The organism is Leisingera sp. MMG026 (assembly GCF_021654205.1).
In the GTDB taxonomy this organism is placed as follows: domain Bacteria; phylum Pseudomonadota; class Alphaproteobacteria; order Rhodobacterales; family Rhodobacteraceae; genus Leisingera.
On record NZ_JAKFZM010000127.1, the window covers coordinates 1 to 1,049 of the forward strand.

Below are 1,049 nucleotides of genomic sequence, written 5' to 3' on the forward strand. Positions count from 1 at the left end.
GGCGCTGTTGCACAAATCAGCTGATGAGCGCAGTTCCCCTTTCCCCGAACGCACTTATCCCAGGGCCATGGTGACCGGGATGCCGAGGGCAGTGAAGCGGTTCATGACCGCCGCACGGATCTGAACTTCGGCAACCTGGCGGTCGAAGTCGCGGGACATCAGCCTCTGTCCGAGCAGCTTCACGCAGTTCATTTTCGTCTCCACCCTGCTTCGTCGGTGGTAGCCGCTCCAGTTCCGCCACAGCGTCCGACCAAGATGCTTTGACGTCCGCAGGATCTCGTTCCGCGCCCGGGCTCCTGCCGTGTCCGGCTTCCAGGGCCTTGCGTTGCGGCGGGGCGGGATGATTGCTGCCGCTCCGCGGTCGGCGACGGCGTCATGGCAGGCGCGCGTGTCGTAGGCACCGTCCGCTGTCACGGTGGCGATCTCCTGATCCGGAGGGATCTGGGCAAGCAGGCCCGGCAGCATCGGCGCGTCGCCGACATTGCTGGAGGTGACCTCGACCGCCCGGATCTCCAACGTTTCCTCATCAATCCCGAGGTGGATCTTGCGCCAGACCCTTCGTTTCGAGCCGCCATGCTTGCGCGTGTGCCACTCGCCTTCGCCTTCCACCTTGATGCCGGTGCTGTCTACGAGCAGATGCAGCTGCCCCTTGGAACCGCGATACGGGATGGTCACGTTCAAAGTCTTTTGGCGACGTGACAGAGTGCTGAAGTCCGGCACGGACCAGCCCAGCCCGGACAGTTCGAGTAGGCTCGCCACGAAACCGGTCGATTGGCGGAGCGGCAGCCCGAGGAGGGCCTTGAGGGTGAGGCAGGCCTGGATTGCAGCGTCGCTATAGGCCTGCTGACGGCCACGGCGCCCCGACGGAATGGCTTCCCACTGCATCGAGGGGTCGAACCAGACGGTCAGCGATCCACGCTGCCTCAATGCTTGATTGTAGCTTTGCCAGTTGGTCGTCTTGTAGGTAGTCTTCGGAGGTCTGCTCATGCCTTCCGGCTACTACATTGGATTCACGAGGTGAATCCCTCACCCCTTTGTGCAACAAGGCC

General features: G+C 63.1%; 1 protein-coding gene. It reads right to left on the reverse strand.

What is annotated here, in order from left to right:
* Positions 1-54 precede the first annotated feature (54 nt).
* Positions 55-987, reverse strand: a complete 933-nt coding sequence (locus tag L1069_RS23745) for an IS5 family transposase (protein ID WP_129369975.1) — start codon at positions 985-987, stop codon at positions 55-57.
* Positions 988-1,049: the final 62 nt, after the last annotated feature.